General features: G+C 64.3%; 20 protein-coding genes. 13 read left to right on the top strand and 7 right to left on the bottom strand.

Annotated features, from left to right (window positions below):
- Window positions 1-221 precede the first annotated feature (221 nt).
- The 12 genes from IEW00_RS02210 (at window position 222) to IEW00_RS02155 (ending at window position 19,185) form a co-directional block, all read left to right on the top strand.
- Complete coding sequence (locus IEW00_RS02210; protein WP_188512712.1) at window positions 222-2,795, top strand: helicase-related protein; 2,574 nt, start codon at window positions 222-224, stop codon at window positions 2,793-2,795.
- A complete protein-coding gene (locus IEW00_RS02205; RefSeq protein ID WP_308419304.1) occupies window positions 2,788-3,111 on the top strand; it encodes an RNA-binding S4 domain-containing protein in 324 nt (107 codons plus the stop codon). Before IEW00_RS02210 ends, IEW00_RS02205 begins: the two co-directional genes overlap by 8 nt.
- Before the next feature lie 132 nt (window positions 3,112-3,243).
- On the top strand, window positions 3,244-3,582 hold the full coding sequence (fdxA, locus tag IEW00_RS02200) for a ferredoxin FdxA (protein WP_188512711.1): 339 nt from the start codon (window positions 3,244-3,246) through the stop codon (window positions 3,580-3,582).
- A 314-nt stretch (window positions 3,583-3,896) separates the two neighbouring features.
- A complete protein-coding gene (locus tag IEW00_RS02195; RefSeq protein ID WP_054135725.1) occupies window positions 3,897-4,424 on the top strand; it encodes a CarD family transcriptional regulator in 528 nt (175 codons plus the stop codon).
- A gap of 140 nt (window positions 4,425-4,564) precedes the next feature.
- Complete coding sequence (locus IEW00_RS02190; protein ID WP_188512710.1) at window positions 4,565-5,500, top strand: ABC transporter ATP-binding protein; 936 nt, start codon at window positions 4,565-4,567, stop codon at window positions 5,498-5,500.
- A complete protein-coding gene (locus tag IEW00_RS02185; protein WP_188512709.1) occupies window positions 5,497-6,054 on the top strand; it encodes a hypothetical protein in 558 nt (185 codons plus the stop codon). The genes IEW00_RS02190 and IEW00_RS02185 overlap by 4 nt, the downstream gene beginning before the upstream one ends.
- Window positions 6,054-7,646, top strand: a complete 1,593-nt coding sequence (gene nadB / locus IEW00_RS02180) for an L-aspartate oxidase (RefSeq protein ID WP_188512708.1) — start codon at window positions 6,054-6,056, stop codon at window positions 7,644-7,646. The genes IEW00_RS02185 and nadB overlap by 1 nt, the downstream gene beginning before the upstream one ends.
- Before the next feature lie 409 nt (window positions 7,647-8,055).
- A complete protein-coding gene (locus IEW00_RS02175) occupies window positions 8,056-9,138 on the top strand; it encodes a serine hydrolase (RefSeq protein WP_188512707.1) in 1,083 nt (360 codons plus the stop codon).
- A 203-nt stretch (window positions 9,139-9,341) separates the two neighbouring features.
- A complete protein-coding gene (locus tag IEW00_RS02170) occupies window positions 9,342-14,834 on the top strand; it encodes an AMP-binding protein (protein ID WP_229736758.1) in 5,493 nt (1,830 codons plus the stop codon).
- 42 nt (window positions 14,835-14,876) lie between these two features.
- The gene (locus IEW00_RS02165; protein ID WP_188512706.1) at window positions 14,877-18,563 is read left to right on the top strand and encodes an SDR family oxidoreductase; all 3,687 of its coding nucleotides are present in this window, start codon (window positions 14,877-14,879) and stop codon (window positions 18,561-18,563) included.
- Between the two features lie 59 nt (window positions 18,564-18,622).
- A complete protein-coding gene (locus IEW00_RS02160; RefSeq protein ID WP_188512705.1) occupies window positions 18,623-18,889 on the top strand; it encodes a CopG family ribbon-helix-helix protein in 267 nt (88 codons plus the stop codon).
- Entirely contained in the window at window positions 18,886-19,185 is a 300-nt protein-coding gene (locus tag IEW00_RS02155; protein ID WP_188512704.1) for a type II toxin-antitoxin system RelE/ParE family toxin, read from the top strand. The genes IEW00_RS02160 and IEW00_RS02155 overlap by 4 nt, the downstream gene beginning before the upstream one ends.
- Window positions 19,186-19,343: 158 nt before the next feature.
- Here IEW00_RS02155 and IEW00_RS02150 read toward each other — a convergent pair whose 3' ends face one another.
- From IEW00_RS02150 to IEW00_RS02140, 3 genes are read right to left on the bottom strand one after another with little or no spacing between them, the layout of a single operon-like run.
- Complete coding sequence (locus IEW00_RS02150; protein WP_188512703.1) at window positions 19,344-20,111, bottom strand: M48 family metallopeptidase; 768 nt, start codon at window positions 20,109-20,111, stop codon at window positions 19,344-19,346.
- Window positions 20,111-20,581 (bottom strand): YcgN family cysteine cluster protein, encoded by a 471-nt coding sequence (locus IEW00_RS02145; RefSeq protein ID WP_229736757.1) that lies wholly within the window; start codon window positions 20,579-20,581, stop codon window positions 20,111-20,113. Before IEW00_RS02145 ends, IEW00_RS02150 begins: the two co-directional genes overlap by 1 nt.
- Window positions 20,569-21,168: an SCO family protein gene (locus tag IEW00_RS02140; protein ID WP_188512702.1), complete on the bottom strand. Its 600-nt coding sequence runs from the start codon at window positions 21,166-21,168 to the stop codon at window positions 20,569-20,571. The genes IEW00_RS02145 and IEW00_RS02140 overlap by 13 nt, the downstream gene beginning before the upstream one ends.
- A 97-nt stretch (window positions 21,169-21,265) precedes the next feature.
- Here IEW00_RS02140 and IEW00_RS02135 point away from each other — a divergent pair, with 97 nt between their 5' ends.
- Entirely contained in the window at window positions 21,266-21,907 is a 642-nt protein-coding gene (locus IEW00_RS02135) for an ankyrin repeat domain-containing protein (protein WP_188512701.1), read from the top strand.
- A 40-nt stretch (window positions 21,908-21,947) separates the two neighbouring features.
- Here IEW00_RS02135 and IEW00_RS02130 read toward each other — a convergent pair whose 3' ends face one another.
- The 4 genes from IEW00_RS02130 to IEW00_RS02115 all read right to left on the bottom strand — a co-directional run bounded on the left by IEW00_RS02130 (window position 21,948) and on the right by IEW00_RS02115 (window position 25,669).
- Entirely contained in the window at window positions 21,948-22,367 is a 420-nt protein-coding gene (locus IEW00_RS02130; RefSeq protein ID WP_188512700.1) for a GFA family protein, read from the bottom strand.
- On the bottom strand, window positions 22,364-23,002 hold the full coding sequence (locus tag IEW00_RS02125; protein ID WP_188512699.1) for a glutathione S-transferase family protein: 639 nt from the start codon (window positions 23,000-23,002) through the stop codon (window positions 22,364-22,366). Before IEW00_RS02125 ends, IEW00_RS02130 begins: the two co-directional genes overlap by 4 nt.
- Window positions 23,003-23,071: 69 nt before the next feature.
- On the bottom strand, window positions 23,072-24,322 hold the full coding sequence (locus tag IEW00_RS02120; protein WP_229736756.1) for a hypothetical protein: 1,251 nt from the start codon (window positions 24,320-24,322) through the stop codon (window positions 23,072-23,074).
- 93 nt (window positions 24,323-24,415) lie between these two features.
- Window positions 24,416-25,669 carry a hypothetical protein gene (locus tag IEW00_RS02115; protein ID WP_188512698.1) on the bottom strand — a complete coding sequence of 418 codons (1,254 nt, stop codon included), beginning with the start codon at window positions 25,667-25,669 and terminating at the stop codon, window positions 24,416-24,418.
- Between the last annotated feature and the right edge of the window lie 49 nt (window positions 25,670-25,718).

Genomic DNA, 25,718 nt, shown 5'->3' with positions numbered 1-25,718 from the left:
TCCCTCGCCCGCAAATCTTGTGGAGAACCCCGGTTAAAGTCAAATTAACCCGCCGCAAATCGGGCACAGGCCGGGACGAGCAGTGCTGTATGCCAGACCAGCGGCGGAACCTGTCCACAGGTGATTGGGCGAGCCCGCGAATGGGTCTTGCATATGCGGCGCCGGGTCCTGATGTAGGGGCAAGAGCCCTGAGACATCAGGCTTTTGAAGGCAGGCCGATCATGACCCGTTTTTCGCCCCAATATGCACAAGCGTCGGTAACGGCGGTACTGGGGCCGACCAACACCGGCAAGACTCACCTCGCCATCGAGCGGATGAGCGCGCACTCGAGCGGCCTGATCGGCTTTCCGCTGCGGCTGCTGGCGCGCGAGGTCTATGATCGCGTCGTCGCGATCAAGGGGCCCAAGGAGGTCGCGCTGGTGACCGGCGAAGAGCGCATCGTTCCGCCGGGCGCGCGCTGGTTCCTCTCCACTGCCGAAAGCATGCCGCTCCAGGACAAGCGCGATTTTTCGTTCGTCGCGATCGACGAGGCGCAGCTTGGGGCGCACCCCGAGCGCGGCCATGTGTTCACCGATCGCATCCTCAATGCCCGCGGCCGCGACGAGACGATGATCCTGGGGTCCGAGGCGCTGGCGCCGATGGTGCGGGCGCTGGTCCCCGATGCCGATATCACCACCCGCCCGCGCTTTTCGACATTGAGCTATGCGGGGATCAAGAAGCTCTCCCGGCTGCCGCCGCGCAGCGCGATCGTCGCGTTCTCGGCCGAAGAGGTCTATGCCGTTGCCGAGATGCTGCGCCGGTTTCGCGGCGGGGCGGCGGTGGTGATGGGCGCGTTGAGCCCCGCGACGCGCAATGCGCAGGTCGCGATGTATCAGGCGGGCGAGGTGGATTATCTTGTCGCGACCGATGCGATCGGCATGGGACTCAACATGGATGTCGAGCATGTCGCGTTCGCATCGCTCTACAAATATGATGGGTCACGCAGGCGGCGGCTGACTTTGCCCGAGATGGCGCAGATCGCCGGGCGCGCAGGGCGGCACCAGCGCGATGGCACCTTCGGGTCGGTCGCGGGCCGAGCGGATTCGCAGTTCACCGATGAAGAGATCGAGCGGATCGAGCAGCATCAGTTCCCGCCGCTCAAGTCGCTGTTCTGGCGCGATTCGGCGCCGCGTTTCGACAGCCTGGGGCATCTGATCGCCGATCTCGAGCGCGCGCCTTCAAACCCGGTTCTCAAGCCTGCGCCCGAGGCGATCGACCTCGCCGTGCTGCGGCGGCTGGCCGATGACCCGCATGTCGGTGCAAGCGTGCGCGGCACTGCGGCGGTGCGGCGGTTCTGGTCAGTGTGCAGCCTGCCCGATTTCCAGCATCGCGGCGCAGAGCACCACGCCAGTTTCGTCAGCCAGCTGTGGCAGCATCTGGGGCAGGGGCGCGGGCACATCCCGGTCGATTTCATCGCGCGGCGGATCGCCGACCTCGATCAGGTGCAGGGCGATGTCGAAAAGCTCGGCGCGCGCATCGCCGCTATCCGCACCTGGTCGTATGTCGCGCAGCGTCGTGACTGGCTGGCCGACCCCGCCGAGATGGCCGGCCGCGCACGCGCGGTCGAGGAGCGGCTGTCCGACGCGTTGCACAAGGCGCTGGCGCAGCGGTTCGTCGATCGGCGCACCGCCGTGCTGCTGCGCGGACTGGGCGGCGATGCTTCGCTGCTTCCGGTCACGCTCGAGGAGGGCGATGCGATTTGCGTCGATGGCGAACCGATCGGCAAGCTGAACGGTTTTGCTTTCGTGGTCGATGCACAGGCACGGCTGGCGGATCGCAAGCTGCTGCTCGCCGCTGCCGACCGCCACCTGCCCGGGCTGCTCGCCAAGCGGGCGCGGATGCTGATCGGCGATGACGCTTCGTCGGTCGCGATTGCTGGCGACGATCGCGGCAAGCCCGCATTGCTGTGGCGCGGGCAGCGGATCGGGCAGATCGTGCGCGGGGCATCGCTGGCGTTCCCGAAATTCCAGCCCGACCGCGCGCTCGAGGCTTTGCCGCGCGCCGAATACGAGGCACTGCTGGCGCATGTAGCAGGCTGGATCGAGGCGCACCTCGGCCAGTCGCTCGCGCCGGTCCGTGCGCTGACCAAGGCGGCGGAGGACCGACGCTGCTCCGGTCCCTTGCGCGCATTGCTGGTGCAACTGATCGATTCAGGAGGGGCGATGCCACGGGTCCAGGCCGATGGCCTGATCAGCGCGCTCGATCCCGCCTCGCGGCAGGTGCTGCAGCGGCTGGGGGTCCGGTTGGGCAGCCTCGATGTATTCTGCGCTCCGATGATCCGCCCCGAATGCCAGCGCCAGTTGGGCGTGATGCGCACGGTACAGTCAGGCGGCGTGTTGCCTGCTCCGGCTGATCCCCAGGTCGCCGCGCTGCGCACCGTTGTTGCAGCCGATGCGTTGCCGCCTGCAGGCCACCCCGCCTATCGCCTGTTGGGCGATCAGGCGTTGCGGGTCGATATGGCAGAGAAGGTCATCCGCGCTGCGCACGACCGCCGCGGGCAGGCCGCCAGCTTTGTCATCGACCCGGCGCTGGCGATCTCGATGGGATTGAGTGCCGCCAATGCCGACCGGCTGATGCGCGCGGCAGGCTTTCGCCGTGATGGCGCCAAGGCGAGCGACAAGGAAAAGAACTCGGGGGCTGCGCCGCTGTGGCGTTGGCGTGGTCTGGCGCGCAAGCGGCCTCCCCAGGCAGCGCAGCCTCCCCGGCCCGACGGGCATTTTGCAGCTTTGGCGGACTGGAAGGTGGCGATTGGCTGATACAGGCGGTGCAGCACCGGGAGTGGGTGGGTCGCAGGCGGGCGGACACATGCGGATGGATGTGCTGCTGTGGTATCTGCGGCTGGTGCGCAGCCGCTCGCAGGGGAAGGTGCTCGCCGAGCAGGGCCTGATCCGCAGCAACGGCAGCCGGGTGGTCAAGGCGCATCACGCGGTCCGCTGCGGCGATATCCTGACCGTGCCGCAAGGGACACGGGTACTCGTGCTGCAGATCGATCATCTGCCCTGGCGGCGCGGGCCTGCAGAAGAAGCGATGGCCTGCTACCGTGAACCGGAAGACAGGCGCGCAGCCGGATAAAGCTGGGCTTTGCATGCCCATGGCAGCGCGATATTGACGCACCGGGCCGATCGCAATAGCAAGGCCCCCAGAATCACCATCCAGCCGGGCGAGAGATGCCCGGCACGCCACCCAGGGGAGCGATCACAGCCGATGACCTATGTAGTCACCGACGCCTGCATCAAGTGCAAATACATGGACTGCGTGGAAGTTTGCCCCGTGGACTGCTTCTACGAAGGCGACAACATGCTCGTCATCAACCCCAGCGAGTGCATCGACTGCGGCGTTTGCGAACCCGAATGCCCGGCAGAAGCCATCCTCCCGGATACCGAGGACGGCCTGGAAAAGTGGCTCGAGCTCAACACCAAGTACAGTGCCGAATGGCCCAATATCACGCAAAAGCGTGATTCCCCGCCCGATGCGGACGAATACAAGGGCAAGGACGGCAAGTATGAAGCGCACTTCTCGCCAGAGCCCGGCGAAGGCGACTGAGACGACCACTCTCCCCAAGCGGGGAGGTTTTACCAGTCTCGTGCCATACTGAAACACCATTTCCGTAGCGGCGGATGCGCTTCTGCGTCCGCCGCCGCTTGTTTTTGCGTGCCTCAGACCCCATTTGGGTCCGGAATGGCCATTACAGGGTGGCTATTTTGTGACGAATCTGTTAAACAGCGCTCGTCAGTGTTGCAGTGCAGCACTGAGGTGGTGTTCCGCTTTCGGCACATGCGTGAGGAGGTTCGGTTCGGACGGCAGGATCGCAGGTTCGAAATGACTCCCGCTTCCCCTGAATTGAGAAAGGTTTTTGAATGGCCGCCAAAGCGCTGTCTTTTGATGTAGGCGATTATGTGGTGTACCCCAAGCACGGTGTCGGCCGTGTTGTGGAGCTTCAGAAGGAAGAAATTGCCGGCATGCAGCTCGAGCTGTACGTGCTGCGCTTCGAAAAAGAACGCATGACCCTTCGCGTTCCGGTCAACAAGGTTGAAAGCATCGGCATGCGCAAGCTGTCGTCTGACAAGACGCTGCGCGAAGCCATGGAAACGCTCAAGAGCAAGCCCAAGGTCAAACGCACCATGTGGTCGCGCCGTGCACAGGAATATGAAGCGAAGATCAATTCGGGCGACCTCGTGTCGATCGCCGAAGTGACCCGCGACCTGTTCCGTCCCGATGACCAGCCCGAGCAGAGCTATTCCGAACGTCAGATTTTCGAGGCCGCCTCTAGCCGTCTCGCCCGTGAACTGGCTGCGATGGAAAAGACCGACGAGCCGGCTGCGCTCAAGAAGATCCTCGAGATCCTCAACGAAGCCGCGCCGCAATATTACGAAGTCGCTGAATAAGCCGCTTCGCACCCGCCTGACCGGCTGGTGACCGTTTTTCGAAATACGCAGGCTGCATGCGGCCTGCGTATTTCGTTTCGGCCCCGCAGCTGCCACCTTTCCCTTTGCGCTTGTTCGGCCGACCGGCTAATCCGCTTGCCGTGAACCAGGCTGCCATATCGATCAACGCTCTGCGCAAGGTGTACAAGGGGGCCGGTAAAGCCCCCGACAAGCTGGCGCTGGACGGTGTGAGCTTCGATGTCCCGCGCGGCGAGATCTTCGGCTTGCTGGGTCCCAATGGTGCGGGCAAGTCCACGCTGATCAACATCCTCTCGGGCATGGTCCGCAAGACCTCGGGGTCGGCGAGCATCTGGGGCTTCGATATCGACGCCAACCCGCGCAACGCCAAGGCGTCGATCGGTATCGTCCCTCAGGAAATCGTCTTCGATCCGTTCTTCACGCCTGCTGAATCGCTCGAGCTTCAGGCGGGGCTGTTCGGCGTGCCCAAGGCGCACCGGCGCACCGCAGAGCTGCTGCGCGCGGTGCGGCTCGAGGACAAGGCCGATGCCTATGCCCGCACATTGTCGGGAGGCATGAAACGGCGGCTGCTGGTGGCCAAGGCGATGGTGCACTCGCCACCGATACTGGTGCTGGATGAACCCACCGCCGGCGTCGATATCGATCTGCGCCAGCAATTGTGGGATTATGTGCGCGAATTGAACCGCGCCGGGGTCACCATCGTGCTGACCACACATTACCTTGAAGAGGCCGAAGAGCTGTGCGACCGGATCGCGATTATCAACCACGGCAAGTTGATCGCCAACAAGCCCACCGCCGAGCTGGTCGGCATGGCGCGCGACAAATTGATCGTGCTGACGCTCGATCAGGATATCGCCGCGCTGCCTGCCGACCCGGACTTCGACAAGGTCAGCCAGCTCAACGAGCGCACCATCGAGATCGGTTACAGCAAGGACAGGCTGAACGCAGGCCAGGTGATGGGCCGGGTTCGCGAGGCAGGCTATGGCATCGTTGATGTCTCGACGCGCGAGCCCGATCTGGAAGACGTGTTCCTCAACCTCACCAAGGCGGCGGCATGAAACGGTTGACGGCGATCGTAATGGGTGCTGCGCTTCTCTCCGGTTGCGCAGAGCGGAAGATGCCGGGTTCGACGGTTTTGGATGGTTTGCTTGCTTTTGAAGACCCTGCAATGTGCCGGCCCGGGGCTGAAATGGCGCGATTTCTTCAAGCTATGGTGGTGGTCGATCCTCAAGCTGTTCTCGACCCCGACAAGCATTTGCGCTCGGGTCGAATAGATGCGCCACGGTCGCTGGCTGCTCATTTTGGACGGATCGAAATGACACGGCACGACGGCTGGACGGCCTTCAGCGTTCGCGTTTCGGGCACGATGCTTGGGCTGCCACTCCACGCCATTCATCAGACATTTCCTGAAGGCGGCGATCCGGGCGACCTCAGTTTCGAATTTGCGGTTCCGGCGGGCGCTGCATTTTCCGCGCTGCGAGGTGGCGGCTTCCCGGTCGAAATCAACCGCGATGTATCGCTTGGTCCTCCGGACGGGTATGAATTGTTCGTCAGTCTGCAGGCCAGCCCTGATGCCCCGGATCGCTCCCTCCTCACTTGTGGTTATCGTTGATGCAACATGACGTCCTGATCATCGGGTCGGGCGCGGCGGGACTGACCGCGGCGCTGAGCCTGGCGCGGCATTGCCGTGTGCTGGTGCTGGCCAAGGGCGATATCTCGGGCGGATCGACCACCTGGGCGCAGGGCGGGATCGCTGCGGTGCTCGAAGACGGTGATTCGTTCGGCAACCATATCGATGACACCATGGTCGCAGGCGCAGGGCTCAACAGCCGTGAGGCAGTCGAATTCGTGGTCGAAAATGCGCCCGAGGCGATCCAGCATCTGATCGACCTGGGCGTACCATTCAACCGCAATGGCGGCCCGGGCGATCATGCCGATGACCTGCATCTGACCCGCGAGGGCGGGCACAGCCACCGTCGGATCGTGCATGTCGATGATGCCACTGGCTGGGCGGTGCAGCAGGCGCTCGAGCGCGCTGCGCTTGCGAGCCCGAACATCACCTTGCTGCCCGATATGGTCGCGATCGATCTGATCGCTGATCGACACCGTGCCGCGCCTGCGGGCGAGAACCGCATCTGGGGCTGCTACGCGCTCAACCGCGCAACCGGGCATGTCGAGGCGCTGACCGCGCGCGCGACGCTGCTCGCGAGCGGCGGGGCAGGGCGCACCTATCTGTTCTCGACGGCTCCGCGCGGCGCGACCGGCGATGGCATCGCGATGGCGTGGCGTGCGGGCGCGCGGGTCTCCAACATGGAATTCATGCAGTTCCACCCGACCTGCCTGTACAATCTCGAGGTCAAGAACTTCCTGATTACCGAGGCGGTGCGCGGCGAGGGCGGGCATCTGCTGATCCCCGAGACCGGCTATCGCTTCATGGGCGATTTCGACCCCAGGCTCGAGCTTGCCCCGCGCGATGTCGTCGCGCGTGCGATCGATCACGAGATCAAGCGGCTGGGGCTCGATTACGTTCACCTCGACATCAGCCATCAGCCCGCGGAGTTCGTGAAAGGCCATTTCCCGACGATCTACGAAAAGCTGCTGGGGCTGGGAATCGACATCACCCGCGATCCGATCCCGGTGGTTCCCGCGCAGCATTACACCTGCGGCGGCGTACTGATCGACCTTCAGGGACGCACCGATCTGCCCGGATTGTATGCGGCGGGCGAGGTCAGCCAATCTGGCCTGCACGGCGCCAACCGGCTTGCCTCGAACTCGCTGCTCGAATGCTTTGTCTTCGGCGATGCCGCAGCAGCCGACATCATCGAGCATTGGGACGAGCTGGGGCCGCCGCCCGCGATTCTGCCCTGGGATGAAAGCCGGGTAACCGATTCGGACGAGGAGGTCGTGGTCCAGCACAACTGGCGCGAGATCCGTCGGTTCATGTGGGACTTTGTCGGCATCGTGCGGACGACCAAAAGGCTGGAACGCGCACGTCACCGCATCGAGCTGCTGCGCAGCGAGGTTGAGGAATATTACGGCAATTTCCGCGTCACGCCCGATCTGGTCGAATTGCGCAACCTGATCGAGGTCGCTGACCTGATCGTCCGTTGCGCGCTTGAGCGCAAGGAAAGCCGGGGGCTGCATTACAACAGCGATTTTCCGGACATGCTCCCGGTGGCGGAAGACACCGTGCTGGTGCCTTGAGCCTCTCCCCTTCCGCCAGCCAAAAAGCCCTCCCCCTTGATGGGTGAGGGTTTGGGTGGGGGTGATCGCTCCGGATTGCGCAATGGGTGCGCCGCCGCGCTGCTGCCCGGTTGCATCCAGCCGCACCCTCACCCTCACCCTCACCGCTGCGACTAGGTGGCAGAGCCACCAAGTCTCGCTGCCTCTCCCATCAAGGGAGAGGCGAATAGTGCAGCTTGCTCACAGGAAAGACCCAACAGCCCGGCTGAAGTGGCACCCGGTATGACAATTGCCGTTCACCGCGCCCAGCGACTCGTTCACCGCAAAACCTGCCCCGCCGAGGGAACCGGGCGCTAGATCGCTTCACGGACGGTACATAGGGGGTGTGCCAACCCGTCGTACCCGTACATTCCGACCAGAAAGCCGACGCATGTTTGCCCGCACGCTGATCCTGTTTCTTGCCACTGCCTCGCTCGCCGCGTGCGTCTCTGCGCCGCGCCAGGTGGTCCAGCAACCCCAGCCTGCACCTGCACCCGCGCGTGTCCAGCCGGTGCCGCCGCCGCTCGCGCCGCGCGCGACCAATGTCGTGCCGCAGGGACTGCGCGATGACCTGCAGGCCTTGTGGCGCGCCTTTCCCGGCAAGACCGGGATCGCGGTGCGGCGGATCGATGGCGACTGGGTGGTCGGCCAGCGTGGCGGCGAGCTGTTTCCGCAGCAGAGCGTGTCCAAGCTCTGGGTAACGATGGCCGTGCTCGAAAAGATCGATCGTGGCGAGTTGACGCTTGATACGCAGGTGACGATCACTCCCGAAGACTTGACTCTGTTCCACCAGCCACTTGCCGCAAGGGTGGCGCGCGAGGGGACGGTACGCGAGACCGTACGTACGCTGATCAACGAGGCGCTCACCGCGAGCGATAACAGTGCCAATGATGCGCTGTTGCGCACTGCAGGCGGGCCTGCAGTGGTCAACGAATTCCTTCGCCGCAAGGGCTTGTCCAACATTCGCTTCGGCCCGGGCGAACGGCTGTTGCAGAGTGGCATCGCTGGTGTCCAGTGGCGGCAGAATCTGTCGGCCGGGCGCGCGTTCCAGGCAGAACGTGCACGGGTTCCGCTTGACCGGCGGCGCAACCTGCTCTCGGCTTATGTCGCCGACCCGATTGACGGCGCGAGTCCCGAAGGCATCGTCGATGCACTGGCACGACTGGCACGCGGCGAATTGCTCTCGCCTGCCTCCACCCGGCTGATGCTGGACACGCTTGGTCGCACCCGCAGCGGGCCGAACCGGCTGAAAGCGGGGGTTCCGCCGGGCTGGCAGTTCCTGCACAAGACCGGGACAGGGCAGGATTTGCCGCCGGTTTCCACCGGTTACAACGATGTCGGCATCATGACCGCGCCCGATGGAACCCGCTATGCCGTAGCGGTCATGCTAGCCGAGACCACCGCAGGCATTCCGGCGCGGATGCAGTTGATGCAGGCAGTCAGCCGCGCAGTGGGTCGCTGGCACCAGCGCTAGGCGTCGGGAGGCACGCAGCCCCTACCGCTCTTTGAAACATTATGTTATTTGCAGGGCGGGAGACATTTGTTTCGTTCGCCGAAGCCGAACCTCACGCGATTTGGGAATCGCCGGGTATCGGAGCGGCTGGAGAGCTGCGGACTCATGCCTTTATTCCCCATTTTTCGTTCGTTCAGGCCCGTCCGCTGACGGCCTTGGTTCCGGTGGCAGCCCCCGCCATTCCTCCCCGCAGCAACCCGCTGACCGATTCGGCCAGCTGGAACGCCATGCGCAACGCCTGTGTCGCCGATCCGGGCGCCTTTCACGGGGACCAGGCGCGTTCAGCGATCTGCTGGTATCTGCCCGATCATAACGCCTGGGGCTATTTCGACCGCGATGCGCAGGCCTGGACGGGCTGGGATGACGCGACCGGAGCGCCGCGCGCGCTCGATTTGGCGGTCGATTACATGCCGTGGGAGCGCGGGCTCAACGCCGATGATGCGCCCCATTGGCGCTGGTTCGAAGGCGCGTTCACCAACAGCGGCTTCAACGAGGTCGATCGGCATGTGCTGGCGGGGCATGGCGCCGAAGCTGCGCTGATCTTCGAGGGCGACCGCTGGAACATGTCCAGCGATAACGGGCGCGGTGGCCCGGTCGATTGCTATCCGGTGTCGCGCAAGCAGCTGATGCTCGAGTCGGCGAAATGCTCGCTCGCGCTGGCGGCATTGGGGCTCAAGGCAGGCGATCGCATCGCACTCAACATGCCCTCGATCCCGACGCAGATCTACTGGACCGAAGGCGCCAAGCGCGCAGGGATCATCTACACGCCCGTCTTCGGCGGGTTCAGCGACAAGACACTGTCCGACCGCATCGCCGACGCGGGCGCAAAGATCGTGATAACTGCCGATGGAAGCTATCGCAACGCGCAGATGGTGCCGTTCAAGACCAGCTACACCGATCCTGCGCTCGACAACTTCATCGGCGTCGGCACCGCGATGGAGTTGCTCGCAGGCGCACTGGATGATCCCGCGCTCGAGGTCAGCGAGGCGGCGCATGCGCGGATCACCGATGCGGTAACCGAACTGCTCGACGGCGAAGTGACCGTCGAACGCTCCGACGTGATGCGCGGTGTCGGCCGTGCGCTCGACGATCTGGCGCAGGGTTCAGGCATGTCGGCAGCCCAGGCCGCGAACCTGCGCATGGCTATTGCGTCTGCCCTCGTCGATTCGCCGCCGCGCGTCGATGCGGTGGTTGTGGTGCGCCACACCGCGCAGCCGGACCTTGTGTGGAATAAGGGCCGCGATCACTGGAGCCATGATCTGACCGGTCAGGCCAGCGCGCAGATCCTGGAAGCAACGCGCAGCATCGGAATCGATGTCGCAGACGAGGCCGCGTTGCTGGCGCTGCCCGATGCGGACTTCGTTCGCGCGATCTGGGCGGCGTCCAGGCCGCTGCCTGTGGATTCCGAATACCCCAATTTCATCATCTACACCTCGGGCTCGACCGGAAAGCCCAAGGGCGTGGTGCATGTCCATGGCGGCTATTGCGCAGGTGTCGCTGCCACCATGCCTGTCGCGTTCGATGCCGCGCCGGGCGATGTCATGTTCGTCGTCGCCGATCCGGGCTGGATCACGGGGCAGAGCTATCTGATCGCAGGCGCGTTGCTGACCCGGGTGACCACGATCATCACCGAAGGCTCGCCGGTGTTCCCGCACGCGGGCCGCTTCGCCTCGATCATCGAGCGGCACAAGGTGCAGATCTTCAAGGCGGGCGTCACCTTCTTGAAAAGCGTGATGCAGGATCCCGAGAACCTCAAGGACATCCAGAATTACGACATGTCGTCGTTGAAGGTCGCGACCTTCTGCGCCGAGCCGACCTCGCCATCGGTGCAGGCGTTTGCGATGGAGCATGTCACGCCGTGGTACATCAACAGTTACTGGGCGACCGAGCATGGCGGCATCGCCTGGACGCATTTCTACGGGAACACCGACTTTCCGCTGCGTGCCGACGCGCACACCTATCCGCTGCCGTGGATCGTCGGCGATGTCTGGGTCGAGGATGCTGACGCGCCCGATGCCGATTTCGGACTGGTGCGCGAAAGCGCGGGCGGCGTGCCGTGGCGGCGCGCGAAGAATGGCGAGAAGGGCGAGATCGTCATCGCTTTGCCTTATCCGTATCTCACCCGCACCATCTGGGGCGATACCGACAAGTTCACGCTCGAAGAGCATTCGGGCGGCGTGCGGATCAACCCGGCGTGGCGCGGCGATTCGGATCGCTATTCGAGCACCTATTGGCAACGCTGGCGGGGCACCTGGGCGTATACCCAGGGCGATTTCGCGATCCGGCACGAGGATGGCTCGTTCTCGCTGCATGGCCGCTCGGACGATGTGATCAACGTCTCGGGCCACCGCATCGGCACCGAGGAGATCGAAGGCGCGATCCTGCGCGACAAGACGCTCGACCCCAATTCGCCGGTGGGCAATGTGCTCGTCGTCGGCGCACCGCATCGCGAAAAGGGCGCGACCCCGATCGCGTTCGTCACCGCCGTTGCCGGACGCAGGCTGACCCAGGACGACCGCCGCCGGCTGACCGATCTGGTGCGGACGGAAAAGGGCGCGGTCGCGGTGCCCTCCGATTTCCTCGAGGTGTCCGAGTTTCCCGAGACGCGGTCGGGCAAATACATGCGCCGCATGGTCCGCGCGATCGTCGAGGGCGGCGAGATCGGCGACACCAGCACCTTGCGCAATCCCGGCAGCATCGATGCGCTGCAGGCCGCGGTCGCCACCTGGCGGCGCAAGCAGACACTCGCCGAAGAACAGGCGCTGTTCGAGCGCTATCGCTACTTCCTGATCCAGTACAACGATCTGGACGCGGGAGATGATGGCGCGCGGCGGCGTGTTGCCACCGTTACCGTCACCAACGCACCGGTGAATGCGCTCAACGAACGCGCAATCGACGAACTGGTGATCGTGGTCGAGCATCTTGCGCGCAAGGACGATGTCATCGCGGTGGTGTTTACAGGCCAGGGCACCGCCTCGTTCGTCGCAGGCGCGGATATCCGCCAGATGCTCGAGGAGGTGAACTCGGTCGAGGAAGCGGGCGTGTTGCCTAGCAACGCGCAGCTTGCGTTTTCCAAGATCGAGAACATGGGCAAGCCGTGCATCGCGGCGATTCAGGGGGTGGCGCTGGGTGGCGGCATGGAGTTTGCGCTCGCCTGCCATTACCGCATTGCCGAACCCGTCGCGCGCTTCGGTCAGCCCGAGATCAACCTGCGGCTATTGCCCGGCTATGGCGGGACGCAGCGTCTGCCGCGTCTGCTCGCGGAACGCCGCGCGGGCGAGGGCCTGCGCGATGCGCTCGACCTGATCCTGGGTGGCCGTGCGATCAGTGCCGACGAGGCGCTCGAGATCGGCGCGATCGAACAGGTGGCGGACGCATCGAACGACGTACTGAGCCTCGCGCACGGCATGGTGCGCGAATTCGCGCGGCACGGGCCGGAAAGCCCGCTGGGCAAGGCGTTCGCCGACCGCAAGGCAATGACCAAGCGCTGGGCCAACCCTGCGCACATCGATCTCGATGCGGTGCTCGAAGACCCGTTCCTCCAGCGTATCCTCAAGCAGCTCGACTGGGCGGGGCGCGGGCCAGCAGGACGCCGCGCGCTCGATGCAGTGCGCACCGGCTGGACTGAGGGGATGGCTGCGGGGCTCAAGCGCGAGGGCGAGCATTTCGCCGAAGCGATCATCGATCCCGAAGGCGGCAAGACTGGTATCCGCCAGTTCATGGACAAGCAGAGCCCGCCGCTGCCTGTGCGCCGCAACGGCGTTTGGATCGATGCCGAGCACGAGGACACCAAGGCCGAGATGATCGCATCGGGGCAATTGCTGCCCGTCGGCGCGCCGTTCTATCCCGGCGTCACCGCGATCCCGCACAAGCAGCTCGCCTTCGGAATCAGCCGCGATCCCGACACCGGCGCGCCGCGTTTCGGGCCTCCGGCGTCCCACGAGCGCGAGCATATCGTTCCCGTGATCGCGCCCGAGCCCAACGAGGCTCTGGTCTACATGCTGACCAGCGAGGTCAACTTCAACGACATCTGGGCGCTCACCGGCATCCCGGTCTCGCCGTTCGATGCCCATGACGAAGACGTCCAGATCACCGGATCGGGCGGGTTGGCGCTGGTCGCGGCATTGGGCAGCGAGGTCAAGGGCGAGGGGCGGCTGCGTGTCGGCGACATGGTGGTGGTCTATTCGGGCACCTCGGACCTGTTGTCGCCGCAGGCGGGCGACGATCCGATGTTCGCAGGCTTCGCGATCCAGGGGTACGAGACCAAGACCGGCAGCCATGCGCAGTTCCTCAATGTCCAGGGGCCGCAGCTGCACCGCGTGCCCCCCGATCTGACGCTGGAGCAGGCGGGCAGCTATGTGTTGAACCTCGGCACGATCACTCGGTGCCTGTTCACAACCCTGGGGATTATCCCGGGAAAAACGATCTTCGTCGAGGGCTCCGCCACCGGCACCGGGCTCGACGCGCTCAAGAGCAGCGTCAAGACCGGGTTGAAAGCCACCGGACTGGTCTCGAGCGAGGATCGTGCGGATTTCGTCAAGGATCAGGGCGCGGTCGGCGCGCTCAACCGCAAGGACCCGCGCTTTGCCGCGTTGTTCACCGCGGTGCCCGATGATCCGGATGCCGCGCGTCAGTGGGAGGCCGATGGATCGGTGCTGCTCGACGAATACCGGGCGATCAACGATGGCTCGCTTGCCGATTTCGTCGTCAGCCACGCAGGCGAGACCGCTTTCCCGCGCAGCTTCCAGCTGCTTGAGGAGAACGGCACGCTGGCGTTTTATGGCGCATCGTCGGGCTATCACTTCGCCTTCATGGGCAAGGCGGGCAGCGCATCGCCGTCGGACATGCTGGCGCGCGCGCAGTTGCGCGGCGGCGAGTCGGTGCTGCTGTATTATGGCCCCGGAAGCCGCGATCTGGCCGATCCCTTGGGGCTCGAAATGATCGAGGCGGCGCGGCTGTATAAGGCGCGCACCGTCATCGTCACCACCACCGACGGCCAGCGCGAGTTCCTGCAATCGCTAGGCCTTGAGGAATCGGTCGAGGGGATCATCAGCCTCGAAGGGCTGAAGCGCCGCGACAGCGAATTCATCTGGCCCGATAGCCTGCCGCGCCTGCCCGATGCCCGCACCGATATCGAGCGGTTCAAGGAAGGCGTGCGCAGCTATCAGCAGCATACGATGAAACCGTTCGGTACCGCCGTCGGCCGCATCCTGGGGTCGCCCGGCAACCCGCGCGGGGTGCCCGATCTGGTGATCGAGCGCGCAGGGCAGGATTCGCTCGGCGTCTCGACCTCGCTGGTGAAACCCTTTGGTGGCCGCGTGGTCTATGCCGAGGAGATGGCGGGCCGCCGCTACACCTTCTATGCGCCGCAGGTGTGGACCCGTCAGCGCCGGATCATCATGCCCACCGCCAACATCTTCGGCACCCATCTGTGCAACGCGCACGAGGTGACGATGATGAACAACATGATCGCAGGCGGGCTGCTTTCGGTCACCGAACCACAGGTGGTCGAGTGGGACGGGCTGCCGGAGGCGCATCAGGCGATGTGGGACAACCGGCACACTGGCGCGACCTATGTGGTCAACCATGCGCTGCCCGCGATGGGCCTGCGCAGCCGCGACGAGCTGCTCGAATACTGGGCCGCATCCACCAATTGACGACATCAGCCGCCAGCAGTGGCGCGGCAGGGGAATACCGACATGACGAGCAAGACCAAAGCGACCAAAAGCGCGGAAACCACCCATACACCGTCAGGTGGACGGCTGGCAGGCAAGGTGGCTCTGGTCACCGGGGCTGCGGGCAATCTGGGCGGCGCGATCATCCGCCGCTTCATCGGCGAGGGTGCAACCCTGGTGATGACCGGGCGCACCGCCGAGCGGCTCGACGCGGCCAAGGCGGCATTGCTCGCCGAAACCGGCGTCGATGAGGCGCGGGTGTTCACCGTCATCCTTGATGGCGGCGATCCGGACTCGGTTCGCGCCGCGATGGGCGAGGTGAAAGCCGCGCTCGGTCGCATCGATATCCTGATCAACAATGCAGGCTCGGCAGGTCCCCGCCAGACGCTCGAAAACGTGCCGATCACCCGCGCCGAGATGGAGGCCAATGGCGATACCGAGACCGTCGCCGATGCGATGCGCAACCTGCTGGGCGTCAGCTGGAACCTCACCCGCGCCGCCGCCCCGATCATGCCGGTGGGCGGATCGGTGGTGAACATCTCGACGATTTTCTCGCACACCCGCTATTATGGCCGCACCGCCTATGTCGTGCCCAAGGCGGCGCTCAATGCACTGAGCCAGGAGCTTGCCAAGGAACTGGGCGCGCAAGGCATTCGGGTGAACACCGTGTTCCCCGGCCCGATCGAAAGCGAGCGCATCCGCACCGTGTTCGCGGCGATGGATTCGCTGCAGGGCGAGCCGGAAAACACCACCGCCGACCATTTCATGGGTCGGATGTCGCTGGAACGCGCGGTCGCAGGCGCGCCCAAGCAGAAGACGCTGCCGGTGCCGGGCGACATTGCCGATGCATGCCTGTTCCTCGCCAGCGACGAATCTGCTGCGCTCAACGGCAACGAGATCGACGTCACCCACGGCATGCAGGTGCGCAAGGATTCGCGCTCGACCTATATGACCCGCCCCTCGATGCGGTCCTTGGATGGCGCGGGCCTGACCGTGCTGATCGCGGCTGGCGAGGCGTGGGAAGACGCGCTCGAAATGGCCAAGATCCAGGCCGCGTGCGGCGCGCGCGTGCTGCTGGGCATGACCCGGCAGGTCGATGTCGCGCAGGCCGAGGCGCGCGTCAAAGCTCAGGGTACCGAGGAAGGCCTGACGATCATGCGCTTCAATCGCGCCGAGCCCGAGGGCATGGAGGCCGCGATCCGCGCGTACTCCGACGCCCACGGCGCGATCCACAGCGCCATCGTGCTTCCGGTCAAGCCTGCGGATCATTTCGGCGATAGTCTGGTCATGGCCAGCGATGCCGAGGTCGATGCGCTGATCGATGTTGAACTCACCGGTACCATCGCGGTGGCGCGGACTTTGCGCCGTTACTGGAAGGGCCGCACCGATCTGATGCAGGATCCGCGCTTCGTGTTCATGTCGAGCCCCAGCGACGGCAAGGGCAACAAGGCGGCGAAGATCCTGACTGCGGCGATCGCGCAGCTGATCACCATCTGGCGCGATGAATCGCGGGTCGATCTGGCACAGGGCCAGCAGAAGCGCGCCGCCTGGGGCAACCAGATCGTGCGCTATACCAATGTCGAGGATGAGAATACGCGCTTTGCCGCGGGCCATGCGACGCGGATCGTGTTCAAGGAACAGAAAATCAGCGAGACCTCGCTGTACCTGCCCGCGAGCATCGGCGAGGAGACCGGTGCGCGCAAGGCGATGCTGGGCTTTGCCGAAAACATCACTGGCCTGCATCTGGGCAAGGTCGCGCTGATCACCGGCGGTTCCGCCGGGATCGGCGGACAGGTCGCCCGGCTGCTCGCGCTCGCCGGGGCCAAGGTGATGATGGTCGCCCGGCGCGAAAGCGAGCTTGAGGCCGCGCGCGAACGCATCGTCGGCGAGCTGCAGGATGTCGGCTTTTCGGGGGTCGAGCGGCGGATCAAGTTCATCGCCAACGTCGATGTCAGCGATTTCGATTCGCTTCGCCGCGCGGCTGACACGACGATGGAAGAGTTTGGGCGGATCGATTATCTGATCAACAACGCCGGGGTGGCGGGCGCCGAGGACATGGTCATCGACATGCCGCTCGAAACCTGGCGCTGGACGCTCGATGCCAATCTGATCAGCAACTATCTGCTGATGCATTATGTCGTGCCGATCATGAAACGCCAGGGATCGGGCTATATCCTCAATGTCTCGAGCTACTTCGGCGGCGAGAAATTCCTTGCGGTCGCCTATCCCAACCGCGCCGATTATGCGGTGTCGAAGGCGGGGCAGCGCGCAATGGTCGAAAGCTTCTCGCGCTTTCTGGGCCCTGAAATCCAGGTCAACGCGATCGCGCCCGGCCCGGTCGATGGCGACCGGCTGTCGGGTACCGGCGGCAAGCCTGGGCTCTTCCTGCGGCGTGCGCGGCTGATCCTCGAAAACAAGCGGCTCAACGCGATCTATGCTGCCGTCATCGAATCGATCCGCGAGGGTGCGGAAGTGACGCATGTGCTGGGCCGCCTTGCGCGCAACGATACCGGCTATCTGAGCCACGACCGTTCGACGCCTGATCCGCTGCGGTTGCTGTGCCTTGAGCTCGCGCGCGAGGGCGATGGCATCTGCACCTGGGACCGCTATCTGCTCACTCCTGATATCGCAGGTCGCCTGCTCGCGCGGCTGCGCTCTGCGGGCTATCTGCTGCAGAACGCCGACTGGCAGGAGCGCAGCGGGACCAAGGATGGCCTCACCGGCTGGCTGATGGTGACCCCGCCCGATGACATGCCGTACCTTCCGCAGGACCGCATCGGCTCGGAAGCCGACAAGGTCGGGCGCGGGGTGCTGTCGCAGCTGCATCTGGGCGCGATGCCCAAGGAAAGCGAAGTGGCGCAGGCGACGGTGTTCTACCTTGCCGACCGCGCGGTCAGCGGCGAGACGTTCAAGCCTTCGGGGGGGTTGAGCGTCGAACGTTCATACACCGAGCGCGAGATGTTCGGCAGTCCCAAGCAGGAACGGCTCGACCAGATGGCGGGCAAGACCGTGTGGGTGTTCGGTGAGCATCTGGCCGATTACATCGCCGAGACCGCCAGCCATCTGATCGGCGATCTCGATGTCGCGCGGATGGTGCTGCTGACCCGCAGCGAGGCGGGCGGCGCGGACGTGCTGGCACTGCTGAGCGAGGCGGTGGCCGCTAAGGTGACCGTACGCGTCTGCGGCGCGGACATCGAAGGCGCGATGGACCAGGCGCTGACCGATTTCGGCCGGCCGACCACGGTGGTCTCCACCCCGATGGCGGGGCTGCCCGACCGGTTGTTCGAAGACGGCGCGATGCTGAGCGCAGACGAGTTCCGCGAGCTGTGCGAGGAAAACCTGACCCAGCACTTCCGCGTGTCGCGCAAGGCCTCGCTGTACGATGGCTGCCAATTGGTGCTGGTCTCGCCCGACGTGCCTTTCGGACAGAGCGGGCCTGCATTCGCACTCGCCAACTTCGTCAAGACGACACTGCACGCGTTCACCGCGACGCTGGCAGTAGAAAACGAGCGGCTGGTGCACGATGTGCCGACCAACCAGATCAACCTGACGCGGCGGGTGCGTTCGGAAGAACCGCGCAACGCGGTGGAGCATCAGGAAGAGCTCAAGCGGTTTGCGAGGGCGGTGCTGCTGGTCGGCGCGCCTTTGCCCGACGCGCAGGATTCGCGGTACAGGGCGCGGATCTACCGGGGGACATCGATGACGGTGTGATTGTGATAGGGTGCCCCGTGTGCTAACTTGTGTACATCTGAAGGCATAGAGTAAGCGCGATGACCAGCACGACCATGACAATCCGTGTTCCTCAGGCCGTCAGCGACAAGCTGTCGCGGCTGGCAGAAGGCACTGATCGCAGCCGATCCTATCTCGCCGCTGCCGCAGTGTCCGCGTATGTCGAACGGGAATTGGCTATCATCGAAGGAATCCAGCAAGGCCTCGCCGATGTCGAGGCCGGTCGCGTTTTCGCGCATGAAGATGTCATGGCAGAAGCGGATACGATCATTGCCAAGGCACGTAAGGCACAAGCCTGGCGCGCATGAGGCGGGTTGTCTGGTCCGGTTCGGCGCGGGCAGACTATTTGGCCGTGTTGAAGCATATCGCTGCTGACGACCCGGATGCTGCAGAACGCGTAGTGCGCGCCATACGCCAAACCGGGGAGCAACTTGGAGAGTATGCTACCGGTCATCCCGGACGGGTTACGGGCACGTACGAGAAATCGGTGCGTGGTCTCCCCTACATCATCGCTTATGCTTTCGCAGAGAGCGACCGAGCCGTGGCCATCCTGCGCGTGCTTCATACGGCCCGCGAATGGCAGAAGGATAGTTGGCCTGAGTGACGATCCCGAAGAACGTGTGATGTTGATTTGAACCCCGCGACTGTGGCGCAACGTCCCTCGACTTCGCTCGGGACAAACGCAGCGTGGTGCGCAACGCCATTACGCCCCCTCCGAGTTCCCGAGCGAAGTCGATGGAAGTGCGCGCAATCGCTGTAAGATCAGCCGCCCCCCACCAGATACAATCCCCGCCCATGCGCCTTGAGCCAGTGGTCGGCGCTCTTGCGGTCCCCTTCGAACAGCGAATCGAGCCATGCGTAGAAGTCTGCGCTGTGGTTCATGTGGCGCAGGTGCGCGACTTCGTGGGCGACGACCGAGCGGCGGACGGTATCCGGCGCCATCACCAGCCGCCAGTTGATCCGGATCGTGCCGTTGGCCGAGCAACTGCCCCATCGCCGCGCGGCGTTGCTGATCGCGAGTGCGGGCATGGGCACGCCCGCGCGGGCGCAGTAATCAGCAAGGTCGGCGGCGCACAGGCGTTTGGCTTCGGCTTTGAGCCAGCGGGTGAGCCGGGTCTCGATGAGGTCTGCTGCGCCTCCCAATCTGATCGCACCATCGGTGGCGATCACCCGGCGGCCATTGCGCGCGTCCCAACTGATGCGGTGTTGCTCGCCGCGATAGGGGATCAACGCGCCGGGCTCGATCGCGACATGCGCGCCCGCCTTGGCAAAGCTTGCCTCGATCCAGTCCGCCTGCGCGCGGGCAAAGGCGATCGCCTCGCCCAGCCGCGCATGGCCGGGCAGCGTGATCAGCAGCGCGCCCTTGGCCGGATCGGTACGCAGCCGGATGTTGCGGGCGCGGGCATGGCGGCGGACGATGAGCGCATAATCGCGCCCGCCGATCGTCAGTCGCCCGGGGTCTTCCGCAGGCGCAGCAGCCGTGCGTGGCGCGGGCGTGCGCGCAAACAGACGGCTGAGCGGGGAACCCATCAGAGCTCTGAATCGATGATGTGGTTCTCGATCGGCCCGGCGTTCACTTCGCTGATCACGCGGCCCGCCACCGAGTGACCACCGGCAAGCATAGCGGCGCGGCTGCCGGTCAGCAGATGGTGCCAATCGGGCAGCGGCAGGCCCTGCGCGCGCAGATTATAGGCACAGGTCGAGGGCAGCCAGCTGATCGTTTCGACATTGTTGCGGGTCAGCCGCAGACAATCGGGCACCAATGCGCGGCGATGGCGGTAATCGGCGCATTGCGCGGTGCGGGTGTCGAGCAGCCGGCAGGCGACATTGGTCGGGTGGATCCGCCCGGTATCCTCGTCTTCGACCTTGTGCAGGCAGCATTTGCCGCAGCCATCGCACAACGCCTCCCACTGCGCCCGGTCAAGGCTCGCCAGCGGCTGCTCCCAAAACCTGGCGTTGTTGTCTTCTGTTTGGCGGCTGGACGCCATCAGGCTGTCCATTTGTCGATTTCGGCGGCGATCTGTTCGGGGCTGCCATCATAGGGCAACAGCGCGATCGGTTCGCCCTTGGGGCCCATCAGATAGGCCTGGCGGCTGTGATCGACGAGGTAGCCTTGCGCATCTGCCCCTTCGGGCTTTTGCGCCTTGTACATCACCAGATAGCCATCTGCGACGGTCTTGATCTGCTCGGGCGTGCCGGTCAGGCCGATCAGCCGTGGGTGGAACGCGCTGACATATTGCTTGAGCACCGCGGGGGTATCACGCTGGGGATCGATACTGATGAAGATCGGCTGGATCTGCTTGGCGCGTTCGGGCTGCTGCTTTTCGAACAGTGCAAAGCCCTGCGAAATTTTCTGCAGATCGACCGGGCAGACATCAGGGCAATAGCTGTAGCCGAAGTAGACGATGCGATGCTTGCCAGCAAAATCGGTGTCCTTGACGGTTTTGCCGTTCTGGTCGGTGAGCGAGAACGCGCTGCCGATGCGCGCCCCTTCGAGCGGAGCCTCGGGCTTGGGGGAGGCGCCGGAGCACGCGGCGAGCGCTGTCGACAGCGCCAGAGCGATGATGAATGCGGGGGTTTTGTTCATGACAGGTTTGTCTGTGCTCTGCTATGCAGCCGCTTTCAAGGGGGCTTGGTAGCCAATGCGACGGTTGGCCGCTCCCCCGGTGCAGTTTTCAAGGACGATGCAACCCGTGAACACCCGTTTCAATGCCTTTGCCCGCCTGTGGATCGCGACGATGGCCGCCATCGCGCTGTTGATCCCCGTTGCTGCCAGCGCCCAGTTTTCAGAAAGCTACAATTTCCTGAAGGCGGTGCGTGAACGCGATGGCGACAAGGCAACGCAGTTGTTGAACCAGCCGGGCAGCACCATGATCAACACCAAGGACATCACCACGGGGGAAAGCGCGCTGCACATCGTGACCCAGCGGCGCGATATCACCTGGATGGGTTTTCTCCTGCAGCGCGGTGCCAACCCCAATGCGCGCGACAACAACGGCGTGACCCCGCTGATGATGGCGGTGACGCTGCGCTTTGCCGATGGTGCCCAGACGCTGATCGACCGCAAGGCCAAGGTCGATGACACCAACAATTCGGGCGAAACCCCGCTGATCCGCGCGGTACAACTGCGCGACCTGGCAATGGTCCGCCTGCTGCTCAAGGCCGGGGCCAATCCGGACAAGCAGGATACGATTGCCGGTCAATCCGCCCGCGATTACGCCGATGGCGATTTTCGCAACCCACAGATTCTCGACGCGATCAAGGACACCGACAAGGATCGCAAGACTGGCACCGGAAATGCCAACGTTTTCGGTCCCACCGGCTGATCCATATTGAAATCCTCCCCGTGCGTGTCTTGGGGGTGATTTAGCCCTCGGGAAACCGTTCGAACGCCGGCAATTCGTGCGCGGTGGTCATCCACTCGATCGCATCCGCCATCTGAATATGCGCCATCGCAGGGAAGGCCTGCGGATCGTCGAAGGTCGCGGTCTGGATATCGACCAGACCAGGCAGCACGGTTTCATTGACGTAGTACAGCCCCGTGCCGCACTTCGCGCAGAAGCTGCGCTGGGCAAGTGCAGACGATTGATAGACCGCAGGCGTCCCCTGCAGCAGCTTGAAGGTCGAACTGGCAACCGCGGTCCAGCCGACCGCCGGAGCGCCCGCGCAGCGACGGCAGTCGGTGCAGTGGCACAAGGCCGTACGCGGCCCTTGTTCGCTCTCATCCGTGGTCTCGACTGCAAAGCGCACCGCGCCGCAATGGCATCCGCCCTCATGGTTGCTCATGCGTCTGATCCCTGCGCCGCCTTCGCTGCTGCGATCAGGTCGTTGTCGATCGCCTTGGCGCGGATATAAGCGGGGCGGCTGCGCAACCTTTCGGCATAGGCGCTGAATTCGGCTCGCTCGGGCAAGGTGCTGAACAGCAGCCCCCAATCGACCTGCGCACCGACATAGACATCTGCCGCAGTGAACCGCTCCCCGCAGATATAGTCGTGGTCCGCCAGCCACCCGGCCAGCGTATCGACCACCAGATCGAAGCTGCCATAGCCCACCATTGCCTGCCTGTCGGAGTCAGCTTCCCAACCCATCGACCGGTTGGTGACCGCCTGTTCGAGCGGCCCTGCGCCGAAAAACAGCCAGCGATAATAATCCGCGCGTTCGTGCGGCGTCGGTGCGAGGCCCGCATCCGGGAACGCGTCGGCGAGATAGGCGCAGATTGCTGCGCCCTCGGTCACCACCTTGCCGTCATGGACAATCGCAGGAACCTTGCCCATCGGGTTGACCGCGAGATATTCGGCGGATTTCATTTCGGGGCCGTATTCGACGATGCGCTGCTCATACGCCGCGCCGGTCTCCTCGATCATCCACCGCGCGATCTGCCCGCGTGACATTGGGTTGGTATAGAAAATCAGGCTGGTCATGCATCTTCCCCTCGAACCGACTCGGTTAATCGTTAGAACATAACATGAACAAATGTAGGCGCCAATCCTTCAACAGCCCTCGCCGGTCACGACCGCGCCGAGCAGGCCACCCAGCCCGCCCTTGCACTTTTTCTTCTTCTTCGGTGCCTCGGCGTCATCGCCGCCGCGCATCATGGCGTTCATGTCCGGACCGTTGAGCAGCCAGGTCGAATTTGACCGATACCGCACCCGCGCGGTCCATTCTGGCTTCCACGGCGTCTTGGTGTTGGCTGGACGTGGCGGGTAGGCGAAGTTCGCTTCGGGTCCATAAGCGTACAGATTGCCCAATGCGAATTCGCCGCCTGATGCGGTAACTTCGGCAGGGACGGTGCAGTTGGTCTGCGATGGCGGCATGACGACCTGTTGCTGGATCAGCCTGGCGACCTGGGCGGGCGCGATCCAGTCCCACAGTGCCCCGCCGAACTGGCGGGTGGCCGAAGACGACCACCACACCATGTCCTGAAATTCGCCCTTGCTGTTGGCCTTGGCGCTCATCACCCAGGCATAATAGCCGGTGGCGTTGGTCACCGCGTTCCAGCTGATCTGGGTCGCTCCGCCCGCGATCGGGCTGGCCTTGCCGGTGATCGCGGGCATGAAATCCTGCGCCAAAGCGAACTTGATCTCGGGCGAGTAGTTGCCCGCGATACGGTGCTCGCCGATCAGCGAGCTGTCCGCGCCGACCAGCTTGCGGGTATCGGTATTGGGCCATTCGCCATAGGTCTTGGAGTTGCCGGTGTGGACCGAGCGGTCGATGGGCATCGATCCTGCAAACAGGTCGGGCGGCACCTGGCCCGCGGTCAGCTTGGCAAAGTCGATGATCACCGGCTGGCCCGGCCCGGCTTTCGCACCGCAACCCCAATAGATCAGCAGACGGCCCTTGGGACGCTGGAAATCCTTGGGCAGCTCCTGCGGAACATCGTCCGTCCGGGTCCCGGGCTTGGGGGTCAGCAGCGGCACCGATGCGCCGAGCTTGGCAACCGGCGGCATGAAATGGTCGGCCTTGGGCGCGCCTGCTGCCGGTGTCCGCGACGAGCCCAGCCGCAGGATCAGTTCGTGCGCCTGCTTTTGGCCGCCGCCACCGAACATCATCGATAGGCCAGCCCCCATGCCGCCGCCCATTGCGGCGAGGCCGGTGACGGTGCCGACATCCATGTCATAGCGCGCAACCGGCGATGCGGCCTGCTGGCTGCTGACCGGGCTGGCGAGCAGCGCGGCGAGCGAGGCGGCACCGATGCACAGGGTGGCTTTACGAAATGCGGGGGGATAGACACGAAATGGCATGGTCAGGCTCCCGAAACAAGGAGGGACATGCAGGCGACTCGCCTGATAGCATATCTGTGTAGCGTCCGGGAGCCCAAGCCGAAGTGCGTCAGGTCACATAGTTGGATTGCCAGATCCGGTGGGTCCGCTGGTTGCCGTAGCCGCCGGGTTCTGCTTGGCGAGCTTGTTGATGATGTCGGGCACGAAGCGTTCGGCAAAGCCCGAAACAAAGGCGAGCACGATCATCTTGTAGAACTGGGCCGTGTCGGCCAGTCCCAGCGACATCCTGACGCGTTCAACCCAGTTAGGGCAGGTATTTGTGGGGTTTCCGCACGCATCTGCTGTGGCTGCTGACACCTGCTGTGGCTGCGTGGCTGGGGCTGGCGCGGCACTGGCTGCGCTGCCGACTGGGGCAACAGGGTCGGTGGCGGCTGCAACTGCGACCTGCCCTGTAACGGGATCGGTGAGTGCCAGGTCCGCTGCCCCGGCCGCATCGGTACCTGCTGCATTGCCCGCTGCGACATCGCTTTGGGCTAGCTCGCTGCCCGGGTTCGCCGGGTCGCCAGAACCGTCGGGCACGCCGAAATCAGGCAACAGCGCATCCAGCAGGTTGGCTGCGGCCAGAACATAGATGAACAGCGCGAACACACCGCCGATGCCAATCGAACTGAGCACGCTGACCCAGCCAACCCTGAGCCCGATCAGCTCGAAAATCCCATCCTCAACCATCGCATCGCGCGATGTCGCCTTCTGCAGTCGCTGAAGGATCGAGATCATCGCACCGACCATGCCCGCCGCGATGATCGCCACCAGCCCGTGCTGGGCAAGCTCGACCCTTGACGAAATGAAGGCAACCCCCAACAGGATGACCACAGCCGCCGACAGCCCGACGATGGCCATCAACCGGCGGATCGAGTTTTCACGCGCCAGATTGATCAGGTAATTCGCATGGATCACGTCCAGCAAGTTGCGGGCGCGCTGGCGCAGCACCTCGTCTTCCAGCTCCTCGATTGCGCCTGCGGAATAGCTGGCCTCGTACGATGCGATCACGCTGGTCGGCACCACGCGCCTGAATCGGTCCTCGATCGTCCAGAACCGGGCCTGCAGCGCGGTCTTCGGCACAAGCCAGACCAGCGCCAGCTCGATCTTGAAGAGCTGCCCCAGGGTAGGCTTGCTGCCGTTGAGCGGATCGAGCTCCTGAAACTCCTCTTTCAATTGGGCGAGCATGTTGCGCTTCATGGCGTTGCTCTCGGGATCGTCCGTTTCGGCGATCTCGTCGGACTTCCAGGCATAGCCTTCGAAATTGTCGCGCATCGATTCGTAATAGATGCGCGATATGTAGCGCTCTTCATGGAACAGACGAAACATCGCAGGCCTCCCCCCTCAACCGGGGGTATTAGGCCTTGTTTTGGAGCGT

It is taken from the genome of Blastomonas aquatica (assembly GCF_014639875.1).
Lineage (GTDB): Bacteria > Pseudomonadota > Alphaproteobacteria > Sphingomonadales > Sphingomonadaceae > Blastomonas > Blastomonas aquatica.
This window is presented reverse-complemented; position numbering and strand designations above follow the sequence as displayed.

Excerpts from the sequence above, each read along its gene's own strand:
- IEW00_RS02210 (WP_188512712.1), top strand. The coding sequence starts at position 222 with ATGACCCGTTTTTCGCCCCAATATGCACAAGCGTCGGTAACGGCGGTA.
- fdxA (WP_188512711.1), top strand. The coding sequence starts at position 3,244 with ATGACCTATGTAGTCACCGACGCCTGCATCAAGTGCAAATACATGGAC.
- IEW00_RS02195 (WP_054135725.1), top strand. The coding sequence starts at position 3,897 with ATGGCCGCCAAAGCGCTGTCTTTTGATGTAGGCGATTATGTGGTGTAC.
- IEW00_RS02185 (WP_188512709.1), top strand. The coding sequence starts at position 5,497 with ATGAAACGGTTGACGGCGATCGTAATGGGTGCTGCGCTTCTCTCCGGT.
- nadB (WP_188512708.1), top strand. The coding sequence starts at position 6,054 with ATGCAACATGACGTCCTGATCATCGGGTCGGGCGCGGCGGGACTGACC.
- IEW00_RS02175 (WP_188512707.1), top strand. The coding sequence starts at position 8,056 with ATGTTTGCCCGCACGCTGATCCTGTTTCTTGCCACTGCCTCGCTCGCC.
- IEW00_RS02165 (WP_188512706.1), top strand. The coding sequence starts at position 14,877 with ATGACGAGCAAGACCAAAGCGACCAAAAGCGCGGAAACCACCCATACA.
- IEW00_RS02160 (WP_188512705.1), top strand. The coding sequence starts at position 18,623 with ATGACCAGCACGACCATGACAATCCGTGTTCCTCAGGCCGTCAGCGAC.
- IEW00_RS02155 (WP_188512704.1), top strand. The coding sequence starts at position 18,886 with ATGAGGCGGGTTGTCTGGTCCGGTTCGGCGCGGGCAGACTATTTGGCC.
- IEW00_RS02150 (WP_188512703.1), bottom strand. The coding sequence starts at position 20,111 with ATGGGTTCCCCGCTCAGCCGTCTGTTTGCGCGCACGCCCGCGCCACGC.
- IEW00_RS02145 (WP_229736757.1), bottom strand. The coding sequence starts at position 20,581 with ATGGACAGCCTGATGGCGTCCAGCCGCCAAACAGAAGACAACAACGCC.
- IEW00_RS02140 (WP_188512702.1), bottom strand. The coding sequence starts at position 21,168 with ATGAACAAAACCCCCGCATTCATCATCGCTCTGGCGCTGTCGACAGCG.
- IEW00_RS02135 (WP_188512701.1), top strand. The coding sequence starts at position 21,266 with ATGCAACCCGTGAACACCCGTTTCAATGCCTTTGCCCGCCTGTGGATC.
- IEW00_RS02130 (WP_188512700.1), bottom strand. The coding sequence starts at position 22,367 with ATGAGCAACCATGAGGGCGGATGCCATTGCGGCGCGGTGCGCTTTGCA.
- IEW00_RS02125 (WP_188512699.1), bottom strand. The coding sequence starts at position 23,002 with ATGACCAGCCTGATTTTCTATACCAACCCAATGTCACGCGGGCAGATC.
- IEW00_RS02120 (WP_229736756.1), bottom strand. The coding sequence starts at position 24,322 with ATGCCATTTCGTGTCTATCCCCCCGCATTTCGTAAAGCCACCCTGTGC.
- IEW00_RS02115 (WP_188512698.1), bottom strand. The coding sequence starts at position 25,669 with ATGTTTCGTCTGTTCCATGAAGAGCGCTACATATCGCGCATCTATTAC.